This is a genomic window from Halococcus dombrowskii, from assembly GCF_022870485.1.
Classification (GTDB): domain Archaea; phylum Halobacteriota; class Halobacteria; order Halobacteriales; family Halococcaceae; genus Halococcus; species Halococcus morrhuae.
This window is the reverse complement of sequence record NZ_CP095006.1, coordinates 353,903-370,553: the sequence shown is the minus strand read 5'-3', so window position 1 is coordinate 370,553 and position 16,651 is coordinate 353,903. Positions and strand designations below refer to the sequence as shown.

Genomic DNA, 16,651 nt, shown 5'->3' with positions numbered 1-16,651 from the left:
AATGCCCGCGACGAAGACACTTCCACAGAGTGCTGCAGACGCTCTCGAGACTGCCATGGATGAGGCAGCAGACGAAGATCCAATCGTGCTCTGGTGGGACGATGGCGGCTATCTTCACGACGTTATCGAGAGCGTGGCCTATTCGCTAGGCTATGAGTTCCACGCTGCCGAACGAACTCCTCTCGAACTACGTGCCGATCCGCCCCGAGACCGAACCGTATGGTACGTTCCGCAGGTCTACGATGGACAAGTAGACTGGTTCAAAGACATCGAGAATACGGGCAGCGTGATCGAACAGCATATCGGCAAGCTCGCAGCACGCTGTTTCGAGAACGACCGCATCCAGGCTGCGACGATCCGGACTGCCTACGAGGACGCCGAGGACCGTGAGCGAATCGCCCAGACATTCTATGAGGGGCTCGATGGTGACGGAGGCTTGCCGTCACTCAAGAAACTCCAGACGGAGATCGTGCTCGAAGGCCATGATGATCCAGTGCAGTTTGTCCTTGAACACGATGCCGAAGAGCTGCCAGACGGCGACGATCTCCGGAAAATTCGCGACTTGCTGGTTGATGATGGTATCGCTGCGGTTGAGGGCGAGTCTGATGCTCGAACCATCGTTGACTGTACGCGCCGCTGGGCGGTCGCTGAGTGGCTTATTGCCGAAGGCCTCGAAAAAGGGCGCTTTCCCGAAGAGTACCAATCTGAACCCGGTGCAGGAATTGGCGTCTCTAGACCCGAATTGCAGTCGGTACTGAGCAAGACCGAACGAAAACAAGAACTGGCGAATGTCTATCTTGATCCCGGTCAACAGTTTTGGCAGGAAATTCTCGATAGCCACGACGACCCGTGGGAACTCTTAGGTTGTCCCGTTGGTGCCTCGCTCGAACATCGACTCTGGGAAGAATGGCGGCAATCGTTCGAGGTGGAGGAGTACGAGACGTGCATCACACGAGCAAAACAGCGGCACGAGCGCCTCGACTCCATATACGGTGAGATTCCGTGGACACGCGTCTGGAAGCAGGCGGTCGACGTGGCTACCCTCGCAGATGAACTCGAAACGTGGGAGGAAAGTGGTGACACCGGCGATGTCGTCGATCTCTACGGCGACTTCGAAAACGGAACCTGGCAGATCGATAGCGCCGTGTTCGACCTCATCATCTCGGGCGAGCCTGAGGCAGACCTTCCCCAAGCACATCCGGCGACCTCGACACTTGGTAGTCTTCGATCCCATCTGGTCGAATGCCAGTATCTCGAATATCTCCGCGACCTTGGAGACCTCGTGGTTGACCAGATCGACGCTGGGTCACCATTCGCTGGCGAGAGTCATGCCCACCAGTTCTTCGCCGAGGAGCAAGAACATCTTCAGAGCGGGGAGAGCGTTGCGCTGTTCATTGTCGACGCGCTGCGTTTCGACCTTGCTCACAAACTCGCCGAGTCTATCCGTCAGGAACTGCCTCAACTCGAAATCAATGAGAACACATGGGTCGGAACGCTTCCCTCGGATACCGAATTCGGGAAGGCGGCGCTCACGCCCGGCAGCAAGTTTAGCTTCAATATCGAGCTCCAAGACGGCGATTTGGTCCCCGAGCGTAATGGTCGCAAGATCACGAACCATCGTCGACGGACGCTCCTCGAAAACGACGGCTGGAGCTACATCATGCAGGACGAGGACGACGATGTGGGCTGGAGCAGCGAACAAGTAGCATACTACTGGAACGATATCGACGAGACTGGCGAGAACGAACTGACGAACTTCGAGGAACTGTTCAGCGACCGAATTGAAGCTATCTCTAACATTATCTGTGAGAAACTCCGGAAAGGAGAATGGGATCGAGCGTACATCCTCTCTGATCATGGTTTCGTCTCCCTCCCCGGTCACGTCGATATAGACGATATTCGCCCCCCGGGTGACGAAGAAAAAGTGAGCCGTCGCTGGATTGCTGGTACGGATCTCAACAGCGATGCTCCGGGTGTTTTACTGGATGAGGATGCGCATCTAGGCTATCTCGATGACGATGCCAAGATTAGCATCCTCACAGATCCAATCCAACGATTCCGGAATCAGGGAATCCCCGATGCACGGTTCTATCATGGTGGCGCTCTTCCACAGGAATTCGTGCTCAACTTTGTCACGATCACGCAGGAGTAACAATCCATGAACGCCCTCGCCCCTGGAGACTCGATCCTTCTCAACGATACCTCAGCAGAGGTCATCAAGACGTACCCAGTTGGCGACCTCAACTACCTTCGAGCTTATGTCGAGGGGGACGGGGTCAAGACTGTCTGTATCGACGATGTGGATATCAAGCCAAAACGGGAACAACTCGATACAGTCGAATCAGGTACTGCTACTCAGCTTCATCCCGATCATGAGGCAGTATCCGCCGACTGGTTCGACCTCCGTTCGCAGGCACTACAGCTCCAGATTGCCCACGAGCAGGGCCAACTACTGAGCATCTCGAATTCACTTGTTCGTCTCGAACCCTACCAACTCGCCTGCGTCAACTGGGTGATGCAGAAGCTCCGACAGCGGGCGCTTATCGCCGACGACGTTGGGCTCGGGAAAACCATCGAAGCAGGACTCATTCTCAAGGAGCTTACGGCACGCAATCGTGCTGACCGCGTATTGTTCGTCGTCCCTGCGCACCTCCAGAAGAAATGGATTCGCGATATGGACCGCTTCTTCGATATCTCCCTCACGCCGGGCGATCGCCAATGGGTCGAAGGTGAGCGCCGTCGTCTCGGAGAAGAGACGAACATCTGGAACCAGGACCACCAGCAGATGGTCACCAGCATGGCGTTCCTCCGCCAAGAGGAGTTCCGAGACGACCTCGACGATGCGTTTTGGGATGTCGTGGTTGTCGACGAAGCACACAAGGCCGCCAAGCGTGGCGAGTCACCGAGCAAGACCTCGAAGATGCTTGAGCGGGTGGCCGACAACTCTGACTCGTTACTGCTACTCAGTGCGACGCCACACGACGGCAAGGGCGAGGCCTTTCGCTCGCTTGTCGAGTATATCGACCCATTCCTTGTCGCCGAAGATCAGGACCTCTCGAAAGAAGCGGTCGACCGCGTGATGATGCGCCGCGGCAAGCAGACTCTCTACGACGATGACGGCGACCGCATCTTCCCGAACCGCGATGTCGGGACGATCCCCGTTGAGATGACTCCCGCAGAGGACAAGTTCTACCAAGCGGTCACCGAGTACGTCAAACACGTCTACAATCGCTCGGAGCAACTCAACGAGCCTGCTGTCGGCTTCGCAATGGCACTGATGCAAAAGCGCCTCGTTAGTAGTATCGGCGCGATCAAAGCGACGCTCAGCCGCCGCCTCGCGAACCTCGTCAACGAGCAGTCTACAAGCACGAACCTGTCCGAAGAGACTTCGGCCTATCTCGAAGGCGAAGACCTCGATGAGGACGGCAAACAGCAGGCTGAAGAGGAACTGGCCGGACTTACCATCACCGAGAGCGACGCCCAGCTCGAAGAGGAAATCGAAAGGCTTCGTGACCTCGTTTCGCTTGCGGAGGGAATCCCTGTCGATTCGAAAGCGCAGAAAGTCCGTCGCTACATCCAGCAGCTCCTCGAAGAACAGCCCAACGAGAAGGTGTTGCTGTTCACGGAGTACCGCGACACGCTCGATTACATCCTCGACCTCGTGAAAGACGAACCGTGGGCCGACGAAATCCTCGTCATCCACGGTGGGGTCGATAAGGAAGATCGTGCTCGGATCGAAGACGAGTTCAACCACGGCCAGTCCCGTCTGCTCTTCGCGACGGATGCAGCAAGCGAGGGGATCGACCTCCAGCACAGTTGCCACATCATGGTCAACTACGAGCTGCCGTGGAACCCAAATCGGCTCGAACAACGGATCGGACGTCTCCACCGCTATGGGCAGGATCAAGAGGTCAAGGTATGGAACTTCTCGTTCGAGGGCACCCGTGAGGGCGAGATCTTCGAGATGCTTCAGGACAAAGTCGAGAACATCCGGGGGAAGCTTGGGAATACGGCAGACGTCCTCGGGATGCTCGATGACATCAACGTCGATTCGCTCATCATGGACTCGATCCAGAACGACGAACCGGCGAGTGCGACCAAAGAAGAGCTGGAGGAACTCATCGACGAGCGTCAGCAGACGCTCGCGGAGTGGTACGAACGGAGTCTGATCGACACCAGCACGTTCGACCACGAGAGCCGCGAGAAGATTCAAACGGTGATGGACCAGTCTGAGGATGTCTACGGTAGCGAGGCTGATCTCCGCGAATTCTTCGAGCGCGGGATTTCGGTGCTGGGTGGAGATGTCGAGAAGGCTGGAGACAACCTCTTTCGCGCCGAGCTTCCCGATTCGCTTCGGCGATCGTCAGATGACGAACCGTATGGACCGTTCACGTTCAATCGAGAGTTTGCGATGGATCACGACGGTATTGAGTACATTTCTCCTGATGCGGAACTGGTCCAAGAGCTCATGCAGCGCGTTCTCGACGGCGAGCAGGGGACTCTGGGACTCAAACTCCTGCCATTCATCGACAATCCGGGTATTACGTACAACTACCGGGTCAAGTTCGAAGACGGAACTGGCGAAGTGATTCGTGAGGAGCTCATCCCGGTGTTCGTCGACGTAGAACAACAGGACCCTCAGCAGCGTCTCGGTCAGCGAGTTATCGAGGGTGACAGCGTCAAAGGCTCTCCAAACGGGGAGCGTACTCAGGTTCTTCTCGAACAGCAGGATGAGATGCAGTCGTCCGCGGATCGCTACATCAGTCGACGTGTTGAGTCCCGTAGAGATGAGCTTCAAGAACGCCGGCACAAGGAAACCCAACAGGAGCTTGATGATCTCGAAACCTACGCAGAGGCCGAGCGTGAGCGAATAGAGTCTTTTATCGCCGACTACGAACGCAAGGCCGAGGCAGGTACCGACATGGACATCGCCATCCGGGGACAACGAGAGCGGCTCTCGAAGCTCGAAGACCGGATCAAAAAACGTCGGCAGGAACTCCAGCGGAAAAGCCAGGTGATATCGGTAGCTCCCGAAGTCGAAAACGTCTGCTTGGTGCTTTCCGTCTAATTTCCCGCAGAGTAGCTGTCTGCGAGTTGATTGTGGAATCGAGTTCGAGAATGATGGCCGATGTATGTTTCGTTAACGAAACGAAACCTGTACCACCGACACCTTTAGATTCAGACCGAGTAATCGTTCGTAATGACGTTACAGCGTGCCCGTTCAGTAGACGAACTCTACGCGGAAACGCAGGACTATGATCTCGTACTCACGACCGACGGACCGCTGAGTCTCGCCCTGAACCGACGCCTCGACCAACCGCGATTAGGCCGCTTCGCCGCCACCCCACGAATGCTCGCCTCGGGGGAGTTCACTGCACAGGACCAGCGTTCGCTGTTTCTCGCTCTCGTCACCGAAACCGAGCTAAGCTGGAAGCACGCCTCGTATCTCGTCGAGAACATCCTCCAGAGCTGGGAGGAGACAGGCGAGATTAGTACTATCCTCGACTACGACCGCTACGACACCCACTCAACTCGCGAAGCCATCGACGTCATCCAACGGGCTGAAAGCTCACACGCTGATCTCGCCGAGTACACCATTGATGACGATCTCGACGTGGCGGTGATCGGCGAAGCACAGTTCACGACGCTCGACTGTACAATTCTCCCGGATGACTACGACTCCATTAGCCCGTTCGCGCCAGATCCATTCGATCTCCCGGAGTTCTCACTGTTCGACTCGACGACTGCCATCGTCGAGACGGTCACCGACGCCACCTCCATAGATAACGCCGAAGACGTCGCCGTAGTCATGGATCGCGGGAGCGAGTACCCGTCACTCATCGAATCAGCGTTCGAATCCACCGACGTTCCCTACTATGGCGGGCCAGGCTTCGTGGACAACACCCACATTCGAACGTTCCTCAGACTCCTCCGCAGGGCACTCTCAAGCGACAGCCTCCAGCTGAGTGACGTTCGCCCCATCCTCACAACGATCGGCATCGATCCACCAGTCAAACACGACCAGAAGCGGCTTCGAAGCCTCGATCAGCCCGAACTCGATCCGCTCCAGACATTCTGCAGTACTACCGCCGATCAGACCCTCAACGAGGCGCTCTCGACCTACGAGACGTGGTGCGACGAGTCGTTCACCGACCTACGGAGCGAACTCCGTCGACTCGGCCTCTTGGAACAACCAGTCACCGACACAATCCTCGACGATCTCGAATACTACTTCCAATCGTTCGATGTCCCCACTGACGAAGAACAGGAGGGAGTACTTCTCGCGTCGGCTACCTCCGCAGCGTACGTCGACCGTCCGGTGGTCTTCTATCTCGGATTGGACGCCGGCTGGACCCACTCGGTCCCCGACAAACCGTGGGTCGATCCTGACCAGAAGGATCGTGAGTACCTCCAGCAGTTCCAGATCCTCCTCCAGAACGGTGTCGAGCAGTACTACCTCGTCAAGGATACCGAAGCCGGCGAGTCGATCACGCCCTGCCTCTACTTCCACGACCTCCTCGATCAAGAGTTCGATCGCTTCAGCGATCTTTCACACGTATCCTACAGCCGACACTCATCCAGCCAAACCACCACTGGCTTCGAGAAAGAACCGATCACCACAACGTCCGATACCGTCGAAACGATCAGCCAGTCTTCGCTGAGTACGCTCGTCAACTGCCCGCGAGACTACTATTTCGACGACCTCGTCGAGGGCCCGGATCGCGACTACCTCCAGAAGGGGAACCTCTTCCATGACTTCGCGGAGTTCTACGTCAACCATCCCGACGTGGTCGACACAGCAGGTACCGACGCCATCGTTGCAATCATGCGTGAGGGGATGGAGCCGTACGTCGACGACCTCGATCTCGCGACGCTCGAAAGCGAATTCCGTGTTGGCATCGATGCCATCACCAGATACCTCGATGAGCATCCACCACAGGAATCGACGTACGACGCCTATACGGACCCTGACTGGGGCAATCGCTTCGCCGAGCACTTCGATCGGACGATCGACTCACCGATCACCGAACGGTGGTTCGAAAACAGCGCACTCGGCGCTAGGGGTATCATCGACTTGATTCACACACCGAACCAGCTTCTCGACTACAAGAGCGGGAGTCACAACTCCGCCTCGACAGTCGTGAAGAACGCCCGGATCGATGAGATTAGCGATACACCGAACTTCCAGGCGCTGCTCTATCTCGCCCAGCATCGCGATGAGCGCCCGGACGAACGACTTGAGTTCCGGCTGTTCCACTTCCTCGAGACGCTCGATGATGCGATCACTGCTGATGAACCGCCATCACTCGATGAAGGAATCACGACCCTGACCTACTACCCGACGTCCTTCGAGGAGCACATCCAGCAAGAGGCTACGTTCGAGGCACTTCGCGTGGACGGCTCCAAAAAGTGCCAGAAGACGTTCGATCAGGTCGAGTACGACACGTATCGGTCGTTCCTCAACTCTCACGAAATCCCGGATACCTACGAGAAGGACGAACTGCTCGACTCGGCGTTCGCAGACGCACTCACCGAACAGATGAAAATCGCTGTTGGCGACTACAAATACGTCGAAACTGGATGCAACCAAGCGCTCCGTCAGCTCCTCTCGATTCGCACGCAGAACTACTTCGAACCCGAGGTCGACGCTTCCGAGGAGTTCCTTGACGAGCGCCTCGACACACTGAACGACTGGCGAGAGTCACGCTTTCCGATTACGACCGAGCTCGCTGGCGAGCCGAACCTCGATCGCGTTGACCACCGTGATCTCCTGCTGACTGACGAGCAGGCTCAGTCGCCCAGCACCACCGCCTCACAGCGTACTCGTCTCGACACACAGGAGGGCGATCAATGACGGACACAGCGATCACGCCGAACGACCAACAGCAAGAGCTGATCGACGCGACCGAAGGAACCTACCTCGTCGACGCGGGTGCTGGCACGGGGAAGACGTTCACCGTTACTCGACGCTACGCGAACATCCTCGATCAGGACGATGTCGAACCGGAGGATCTCCTCTTGCTGACGTTCACGAACAACGCTGCCGAGGAGATGAAAGACCGGATCGTTGCCCACTGTGACTACAGTATGGCAGCGCTGCGCGACGCTCCGATCAGCACGTTCCACAGTCTCGCTCACGACATCCTCCTTCGGTACGGGTTCGAAGCGCCACAGATCCTCGGGATCGACGACCGCATCACCTCCTCGACGCAGCTACTCGAAAACGAGGTCATCGAGAACGAGCGCTTCCGAGAATTTGTCGGGCGGTTCGTGCGCGACCATCCCGAGTATGAGGACTACTTCCGAATCCTCTCGGATGAGTCGTCGCTACTCAACCTGATCAAACAGCTCGCAGCGAAAGGTATCTTCCCGACTCGCGAGGGGTGGTTCCGCCACGGCGAGCGCTATCTCGATGGCGATTTTGAGGAGTTCAAGGTGTATTTCACCGAGGCGAATACAGCGAATGAGGGCGCAAACGGGCCGACACAGTCCGATCTGCGTGACAACCTCGGCCGCTACGGCCGGAACAAATGCTACCTCCCGGAGGCACCAGGGAAGACCGAACTCCGGGGTGGCCGAGGCACGAAACAGATCGACGCTGAGTGGGCCAACCGAGCCTTCGAAGAGGATCGTTCGGAGCTGAAGCAGTTCATCCACGATCTGTATTTCGAGTACATCGAATTCGCACTCGGACGCAATTACCTCAACTTCAGTTTTCTGCTGTTGTTCGCGTTCGCGCTGCTCTGTGAGGACCACGCCCTTCGTGAGGAACTGGCCTTCGAGTACACGATGATCGACGAGTTCCAGGACACCAGCGAGATCCAATTCAAGCTCGCTCTCCTGCTCGCTGGGACCGACAACATCTGCGTGGTCGGCGACTGGAAGCAGAGTATCTACTCCTTCCAGTACGCTTCGGTCGACAACATCCGTCGTTTCGAGGAGCGACTCCAGACCTACAAGGGCGAACTCAACAACGATATCGAGCGCGTTGGCTACCCTGTTGAGAACGTAACCGAGATCGAACTCACGCAAAACTATCGCTCGACACAGGAGATCCTCGACTTCTCGGAGTGCAGCTTGACGCTGCCAGCGACGAACAATGAGGATTTCGACGCCGATGACGTTCGCGAATCGATTGTCTCACTCGACGCCGATTCGAACAATGAGCACTCGCAAATCAAAGCCACGACTGGTGACGACGAGTACGAGACACTCTTGGATCGGGTTCAGGAGATCGTGGACAACCCCGAGTATGCAGTCGCGGACACAGACGCTGACGACGGACTGCGACCACCGACGTACGAGGACATAGCGATTCTCACTCGGACGCGGCAGTTCGGTCGTGAGCTCCAGCAACGCGCCGACGAGTATGGATTCCCGGTGGCCTACGAGGGTGGCGTCGAGCTGTTCAGTACCGACCAGGCATTACTGTTGCTGGCGTGGCTTCGCATTCTCGAAAACGACGCCGACCGCGGCTGGGCAGTTGTGCTCGAACGCGCTGGCTACACGCTTGACGAAGCTGACCAGATCCTCGATACGGAGGCCTATCCGTCGAACATGGTGGCGTTCCGTGATGAACTGGCGGACGTCGAGACTGTCGGCGGGATCGCTCGCCGGGTGTTTGATCGGTATGGGTTCGAGGACGCCTACGCCGACACGCTTGTCACGACGCTCGAAGGGGTGTTTTCGAGCACGCACATAAATCGCGGCGAGGTTATTCAGTTCATCGAGCGGAGTCTCGACGCTGGTAGCACTCACGAGGTCGATGACTCCCCCGGAACTGATTCCATTACCGTCCAGACGATCCACGCGGCGAAAGGACTCGAACATCCCATCGTAATTCTCGCGAACGTCAACCAGCACAACTTCCCACCCTCGGGTGGTGGCGGCGACGCGATTCGGTATGACGACACGGAGGGCCTTCGCCAGACCAAACGCTACTCGACGGTTCACGACCTCCCGCATGTGTATCACAGCTGGCGACATGACATCCGGTCAGCGTGTCTCTCCCGCGAGTACGACGAGGAGCGTCGGCTCATGTACGTCGCGATGACTCGCGCGAAGGATCACCTGCTCTTCTCTGCGGGATCCTCGCCGAGTGCCCTCTTCGAGAACCTGCCGCTCGAATCCGAGGAGAGCGTGCCGGACGTACAGCCGGCTGACGGTGGCGGTACAGTTCAGAGCCACCTCCAGATATCCATCCCGAATCGAGAAGGACCGGTGGCCCAGTCACCACACACGTTGATCGACGACAGCGTGTTCGAGGACGTTTCCGACGGGAAGGGATCGGAGTTCGGCCGCCGGGTCCATGAGTTCGCCGAACGCTATGCTGAAGGAGAAACTGTTGAGTTGGAGAATAGCGAAGCCTACGATGATAAGTATCACGTCAAAAAATTCCTTGACTCCCTTGACGGCGAATTCCGTGTCGAGGAACCTGCTTACCTCCCTCTGACAGTTGATGGCGAAGAGGTGTCGATCTCGGGAATTATCGACTTGCTGTCCGTGACGCCGGATAATGTGGCGATCATCGATTACAAGACTGATCGCGGTCAGCACGCTAAACCCGAGTATCGCAAGCAGGTCAGCGTTTACTATCTGGTTCTCTCTCAATGTTTCCCGGATCGGGAGATTTCAGCTAGTATCTTCTACACTGAGGATGGGAGCCGAGTTTCGATAGATCCGCTCACTAAAGAAGAACTCGTCGCGCTTGTACGAGCAGAGATGGCTACTTCGAGTACCATACCGGCTGGATAAGTGGAATCTACAATGCCTGATGCAGTGGGAGAGATGGTACCCCGTTTGTGGGATTCATATACCACTTCGAGTCTTATCGTTTCCGCTGACGTTCCTCTAATTCCTCCTTGAGATCATTTGACACTCCATTGCTTGCGGTGGAACTTCCTCCTTTCCCAGTAAGAATGAGTCCAACGAACGACAATCCAACACCGATGAATATCATTCCCATTCCAGAAGCAGGGTTTTGATACTCGGTTTCGACACACCCACTACTGTACGTTCCTTCGTAGCACGTCGTTGATGTCTCAGTGTCATCTGCTCCGATACCACCGAAAAATAGCAGTATACCGAGAATGAGCAGGATGACACCAAGTGCCCTTGTTCCTCGTGGCATTATACTATTACTAGAAAGTCAATGATAGCAGCGAGAATATTTAGTGCAATCCACCCAACGAATAGCATTAGTGCTATTTTGAGCCATCGGCGTGTTCTGTCACTACTGATAGTGAGCTTTGTGGATGAGTTTTGGTGACTGTTGTTCAGTTCAGGACCATTGTCAGGGCGTGTCGTAGCTGTATCACTGCCGTCTGCTTTCACATCAATGGTAGCACCATCGGTATTTGTCTCGACACCCATCTTCTTGGACATTACGTCTACCACATCCTCAATGGGGTAGTCATGAAGATCATTCAATGTATCGATGAATTGTCCTTTTGTCTTATTATGGTCGTTGGTAATATTAAGGGGGATTTTCTTTTCACCACGGACCCTAATAGGTGTCTTATTTGAGTCATTTGGATGTTCAGAAATATCAACAATAATGTTTGCACCGTAGCTCATTAATCCGAGTCCCGTTTCGCCCGTGATTGACTGTCCTTGTTCAGTGTATTTCTTAACACGTGGTGTCATCTCGAATGCTGTTTTAATCAACAACCGTGCGTCGTCTTCTGTATGATCTAAGATTAGTTCGTTCATGTCTCTATATTTGCGGTTGTTTCTTCTGTGTTATAATCTTGGCTATCGTTGTTTTGTCATTGTGATTTTCGAATTATGGTTTTAGTATATCACCTCAGAAGCTCCATCTCTTTGCATCGTACGGTCAACTACACAAGTTGGATCGGTCGGTTCTTCGGTTTATAATCTTCAACCCATGTTGGTCGGCACCGTTGTGAATATACGGGTCTATTGAATACGCAGAGGGCGAGAGGATTCACGGTTTGTCGGCCTGTTCGACGTTGTAAACGGCAGCGGTGAGCGAGATTTCACGGAACTGGCGATACCACGCTCGCGCTCGGACGTCGGAGCCGTACGAGCGCTTGATTACTGAGTTCACGCTCTCACAGATCGAACGCTGGTGGTAGCGTTCGTCGTCGATCCGCGCGTTGTGCGGTGATCGTAGGGCGTGAAAACACGGTGCTTGATGAGCGGACGGACGCCCTCGGCTCGGAGAGCGTTGCGGAAACTCATGTCGTCATAGCCCTTGTCAGCAGCCAGACTGAGCAGGTCGCCTGCGTATCGCAGGGCGACCTGCGGGCCGATGTTCGTTCCGTTGGGCCACTTCGCACTACAGTGAACGTCGATCACCGCGCCCTGCGCGGTATCGACGAGAAACGTTGCTTGGACCGTTCGTACGTCTCGATCACACCGCTTGAGGTAGTGGCTCGACGCCTCCCGACGATCGAAGTAAGTGGCGTCGATGGCGGCGTGACCCGACTGGTTGAGCAGCTCCGACGAGAGTTGGAGCAGCTCTCGCCAGACAGCCATCGGTGCGCGGTCGAAGGACTTGCACAGCGCGGATGGACCAATGAATTCGCTCCGTCGGAGTGCGAGCGCGGCTCGCACTCGCTCCATCTCTTCGGCCCAGTCGAGAACTTCGGTGAGCGTCGCTTCCATGTGTTTCCGGAGAAAGTGCAGGACGGCGTGCTTCCAGCCGGCAACTCCGTTGCCGGCGGGATCGCTGATCCGTATCAGCGCCGCATCGGTGAGTTTTCGTGCGATCGAGACAGCTTGCTTGACGAAGCGGAAGAGGATCTTTTGCACAACTGGCTTCTTCAGCTTCAACACTGTCGTTCTAACGACTCAACCCGCCGCCGTCGGTGGATTCAATAGAACCCTTTTGAACACTTCAAATTCAGTTTCTGGACAGAGTCAGTTAGAGTTCGCCATGCCATGCTAGATCACAGATGCTACTGAGTGCAGTCACTGTGAGGATATTATCTTCTCGAGAACTGCTTTCCCCCTCATGAGCGTCAGTGAAATGCTTCGGATTCGTAGTCCCGATCTCGGTCGGTTCTTCTAAGATGGTCGCAATATGATGGGCTTCTAAGCACACCTGAGGGTCATCACCTTCGTGAATGAGTAAGTCTCGTTCAACATCCGGATAGCTCGCGAACCCCCGGTCCCAATCAGTGAAGAACGACTCTGCACCCCCTCTGTCTTTCGCAGCATCCTCCCAAACTTCCATCTCCATAGCTTCCAAATCCAGCTCGATCTCCATTTGGGGTATCGACCGGGTCCGACTCTCAGCACGTTTTTCTTGATAATATTTGTGCAAACAACGAAATGATCTCATGTCTCGATTGAGAAGGTTAGCACATATCCAGTCAATTGTACCGGATGTTACGGGGTCTGACTCTACGGTTTCTGTGAATTCGTTTCGGTGGTCAACAATTTCTTGGTTTAATTCAGATCTGATCTCGTTCTCCTTATCTTTGTATTCTGACCTCACCGTTGGGGGAACATAGCACGGTTCTCTATCTGAGACATAATCGAAACAAGTTTTGTGGTGAGAGTCTTTTTCAATTGCGACGCCCAGCATTACCCCCGTATCCAAGACTTTTACCTCACACATTGGCTATTTATTCGTCGTTGTGGCTATCTTGCGCCATCCGTCTAACCGTGTTGCTGTACGAGTCGGCAATATTGTCTAGCTTGGAGGTTGTTTGGCGACTCTCCAATGCTATAGACCTGTATTCAGGTATTTCAGCAGCGAATGCGTCATGCTCACTTTCTCGCCCTGCGAACCAACTAGTAATTGTCTCACTAGGGATGTTGTCGTTATGTGTTAGACGAAGTTCAACTCGGCTGATAGCTTCCCAAAATCTTAGTGCGAATTCTTCTAGTTCTTCGATCTGGTTATTTTTGGCCAGCTGTCGGGTTATACTGTCCCATTGGCGGAACTCTGTTTCCATCATTTCGTATCGGTCAGATGGATAGCTCTTGACAAGCATATTCATTTGCGGGCGCAACGCTTCCATCTTCCCTTCTGATGAACTGAATGCGTCAGACAAAGTGGACTGTTCCGACTCAAGCCCTTCAACCGTGGAACGGAATGAATTAAACGATTTTATGAATTCGTTGGGAGCGAATTCTTCGTACGAGTCATCTACTATAGTTTTGACACCGTATACGTTCTTGTATCGGTTTGCGAGCGATCTCGCAACTTGGATCACCTTTTCGCGAACGGAACGCGCAACGTCGAATGCGGATTCAGGTAACTCTTCGACATATACGAGTGTGGAACCCTCTGAAGATTCATAGAATATCGGGTACTCATTAGCATTGATCCTAGGAACACCCCCCCACTGGTACCAATACACTGGCAGTTCAGTGTCAACTCCTTCGTCTCGAAGAGTGTAATAGGCCATGTAGCATAGTTTGTTAAATTCCGTCTCGTAGATGTCTTTGTCCGACTGTTGATCCATCTGCTGTAAAATCTCATAGCAGAGATATTCAGGATCTCCATAGTCGGACGACGACATACTTCGCTTTTAGCTTCATAGTCTGATAAGGCTACTGAAGACGGTGACTATACGGAGTATCGCAAGCAGGTCAGCGTCTACTACCACGTCGTCGCCCAGTGCTTCCCGAATCAGACGTCTTGGCCAGCATTTTTTACACCGAGGACGGCACTCGGGTTCTAATCACCCACTCACCGAGAACGAGCTCGTTGCTCTCGTGCGCGCGGAGATGGCCACCTCGAGTGCCGCACCTGGGTGAGTGAGGACCGTTATCTCTGATCGGCCTGATTTGTATCCTCTCTGCGGACGAGCGTCAGTACTGCTTATCACAACCCCGATTTCGACGTGGAGGACCTCTTTAGGGTGACGTGATCGCTCGGGCGAGGTCACGAAGTTCGTCAGTTGCCGTGAGCGCGTCGAGCCAACGCTCGGGTAGCCCGTTGCATGGTTTCGAAATCAGCTCGGAAATATCGTACAGCAGTCACTAATTGCAGGAATAGTCACTTTCACTAGACTAGAAGTCGGAGTAGTGCTATGAGTACCAGCACCTCCGACGCCTGCGACAACACCGCCTATTCGCATAAGATCACCGTTCGTGAATACCTCCAAACCCACGGCGAGGTCGCCTCCAAGGACGATCTCCGCGCCGGCACCGACGTGCCGGCGTGGTACATCACTAACATCGCCTCCCAAGCCCCCTTCTACACTTCCTTGAACCACAACAACGAGTACGTCGCCAGCAAGCACATCGTCGGCCACCGATCCACTCACGACGGGTTCTGGCGGCCCGAGGTGGATGACGGCGTCGCCGTCTTCCACCGCAAGGAAGACGCCAAGCCGACGCTCAAACACCTCGCGTTCCGCCGTCCATCCGGGCTGACCGCATCCGAAGCAAACGACCTTCTCGGTCGTCGCTCCTACCGCCCACTCCAGAAGCTCGCTGACCAACAGGAAGTACACGCCACGGAATGGCTAGACACCACCGTCTACACCCACAGCTGGCCGTCCCGCAGGGACGACCAGCTGGCTCAGCGTGAAACCGACCAGCCAGCCGATGTCACTCCCGACGATCCTGCTGACGACGGCTACCTCTACCGTGACGAACTCGTTGCAACCTTCCTCTCGGTCGCTGTCTCGGAACTTCAGTCAATCTCTCCCGAACGAGCTGCCGCACTCGTCCTGCGGCAGTTCGAGGGCGACTCCTTCGACGCCCTCGAACGCCGTCTTCAGCGCAATCACTCATTTCGAGAGGCTCTCGACTACACCGAGCCAGAGGACGTCCCGGATGGGACGTCGCTCTGGCGGGCCTTCGATGAACTTCATCCCGATGAACTCCGAGACTGCCTCCAGTCGATGTGCGGCGAGTTGCTTGCCGATCACGAACATGGCGGTGAGTTCGTCGTGATCGATGGAACGCACATCGCGGCGTGGGCGAATACGCGTGATGAGATCGAAAATGGCGAAGTTGAAGGTGCGAGCTGGGGGAAACACGAAGGATCGTTCTACGGGTACAAGGTGTTTCTTGTGGTGGATGCGGCAACGGAGCTGCCGGTCGCCATCACGATGGAGACCGGCAAGAGGAACGACAGTGCGGCGTTCGAACCGCTCGTTGAGGAGTTCAACGAGCGGTACGACACTGACGATCTCCAGGCAGCCCTCGCCGATGCCGGCTTTGACAGTCAGGATAACCGCGACTTCTGTCAGGATCAGCTCGATTGTCCGTTGCTGACGGCAATCAATCCTCGCCGATCGTCGCCGTTAGCGACGATCAAGGACGAAATCAAGGAACTGTTCAAGGAACACAGTGAGGAGATCGACAGTCCATACGATGCCTTGGAACGGCTGCCACAGGAGCAACTTTCAGAGTACGGCGTTTCCGTCGGAAGCGTCGAGGAGACGTACATTTTCCAGGCGATTAAAGAGCGGATGCATCGACACCTGCGGGCAGGTGTCGAGCGGGTGTTCTCGCGTCTGAAGTCCTTTACCGGGCTTGATCGCGTCCGCGCACGCAAAGAGAACAACGTCGAGACTCACGTCGTTCTCTCGGCAGTAGCGCTGGTTGCAGCGTCTCTCACGGCACAACGGCAGAACAAACCAGGGCTGATACGGTCACCGAGTCGGCTTATCTGACGATCGCGCCACCTGTCCAAAAAACAGGTGTCGCCGCCTGAGAG

General features: G+C 55.3%; 8 protein-coding genes and 1 pseudogene. 5 read left to right on the top strand and 4 right to left on the bottom strand.

The features are described 5' to 3' along the window. Position 1: 1 nt before the first annotated feature. The 4 genes from pglZ to MUK72_RS16080 all read left to right on the top strand — a co-directional run bounded on the left by pglZ (position 2) and on the right by MUK72_RS16080 (position 10,755). A complete protein-coding gene (gene pglZ / locus MUK72_RS16095; RefSeq protein ID WP_244706049.1) occupies positions 2 to 2,152 on the top strand; it encodes a BREX-5 system phosphatase PglZ in 2,151 nt (716 codons plus the stop codon). A gap of 6 nt (positions 2,153 to 2,158) precedes the next feature. Further along, the gene (locus MUK72_RS16090) at positions 2,159 to 5,068 is read left to right on the top strand and encodes a helicase-related protein (RefSeq protein ID WP_244705665.1); all 2,910 of its coding nucleotides are present in this window, start codon (positions 2,159 to 2,161) and stop codon (positions 5,066 to 5,068) included. A 132-nt stretch (positions 5,069 to 5,200) separates the two neighbouring features. Continuing rightward, positions 5,201 to 7,855, top strand: a complete 2,655-nt coding sequence (locus MUK72_RS16085) for a PD-(D/E)XK nuclease family protein (RefSeq protein ID WP_244705663.1) — start codon at positions 5,201 to 5,203, stop codon at positions 7,853 to 7,855. Further along, a complete protein-coding gene (locus tag MUK72_RS16080; protein WP_244705661.1) occupies positions 7,852 to 10,755 on the top strand; it encodes a UvrD-helicase domain-containing protein in 2,904 nt (967 codons plus the stop codon). Before MUK72_RS16085 ends, MUK72_RS16080 begins: the two co-directional genes overlap by 4 nt. 375 nt (positions 10,756 to 11,130) lie before the next feature. On the opposite strand, the gene MUK72_RS16075 is transcribed toward MUK72_RS16080, so the two are convergent. From MUK72_RS16075 to MUK72_RS16060, 4 genes and pseudogenes are all read right to left on the bottom strand, one after another. Next, positions 11,131 to 11,712, bottom strand: a complete 582-nt coding sequence (locus MUK72_RS16075; protein ID WP_244705659.1) for a hypothetical protein — start codon at positions 11,710 to 11,712, stop codon at positions 11,131 to 11,133. A gap of 235 nt (positions 11,713 to 11,947) precedes the next feature. Further along, positions 11,948 to 12,777 (bottom strand): annotated as a pseudogene (locus MUK72_RS16070) (IS5 family transposase). 112 nt (positions 12,778 to 12,889) lie between these two features. Next, positions 12,890 to 13,234: a hypothetical protein gene (locus tag MUK72_RS16065; protein WP_244705657.1), complete on the bottom strand. Its 345-nt coding sequence runs from the start codon at positions 13,232 to 13,234 to the stop codon at positions 12,890 to 12,892. 361 nt (positions 13,235 to 13,595) lie between these two features. Then, a complete protein-coding gene (locus MUK72_RS16060; protein ID WP_244705655.1) occupies positions 13,596 to 14,498 on the bottom strand; it encodes a hypothetical protein in 903 nt (300 codons plus the stop codon). A 513-nt stretch (positions 14,499 to 15,011) separates the two neighbouring features. Here MUK72_RS16060 and MUK72_RS16055 point away from each other — a divergent pair. Next, complete coding sequence (locus MUK72_RS16055; RefSeq protein WP_244705653.1) at positions 15,012 to 16,607, top strand: transposase; 1,596 nt, start codon at positions 15,012 to 15,014, stop codon at positions 16,605 to 16,607. The last annotated feature ends 44 nt before the right edge of the window (positions 16,608 to 16,651 follow it).